This is a genomic window from Alcanivorax sp. HI0083 (genome assembly GCF_001635175.1).
Genome location: NZ_LWFX01000481.1, coordinates 1 through 816, shown reverse-complemented (window position 1 = coordinate 816; position 816 = coordinate 1). Strand labels below are relative to the sequence as shown.

Genomic DNA, 816 nt, shown 5'->3' with positions numbered 1-816 from the left:
ATCAGCAAACCCTCAACCTGCCGTCGGTGTTGCCGCGCGGGGTGGCGGGTGAGCTCGGTTCGCTCAGCCAGTTGGAGCGTGACTGGGCGAGCAGCACGGACGACGAAGAATTTGCCGGATTATTGCAGCGCTGTGCTCAACAGCGCGACGTCTTGTACCGCTCAGTGCGCGACAGCTTTGCCTGCCAGGTGCGGGTGGAAACATTGCCGGCGGTGTTGGCAGAAGCGGCTGTGCGGGACACGGTAACGACCCTGTGTGTGGGCAATCAGGGGGTGCGCCTGTGCATGACCGCGCCCTGGTCGTCGCCTCGCTGGCAGGGAAGCCATTGCCATCTGGCCCATAACGGCGCTTTGGTGTCGCTGGACATGGCAAAGATGGACAGCCTGTGGCGGCTGCGCAAGCCCGGCGATGGGCAGGTGGTTACCGCCCTGGAAGCGTTGGATAACCGGGGTCAGTGGTTGTGGACTCTGTCCGCCGGTGACGAGGAAAGCCTGTGGCGAGCGCTATTGCGCGACAGCATCATTCGCTGACGCTGGTGTCTCCGTAGAATGTTGCCCTGGAACGCGAGCCGTTGCCGGCTTACCCCGGCCCCAATGAAAGCCATGGGGAATATGGTAGGGAAAGGTAACGGCTGGGCCGGCCGCTGTAGCGGTGATCGAACTGCGGGAATTCACAGCCGGCCAGGCAGGGCTGGGGGCGATACTGGTGTTGCCCGGTGTGCAGATTCAGGCGCAATTGCCCGGGTTCACCGGCGTCATCCTGGTGGTGGGTAAAATATTGCCCAGGGCGTCGGTCACCGAGAAATCGTCAAAGTGC

1 pseudogene is annotated in these 816 nt (G+C 62.9%); it reads left to right on the top strand.

Annotated features, from left to right (window positions below):
* Window positions 1–530: pseudogene (locus A3754_RS04945) on the top strand (hypothetical protein); the annotation flags it as partial.
* Window positions 531–816: the final 286 nt, after the last annotated feature.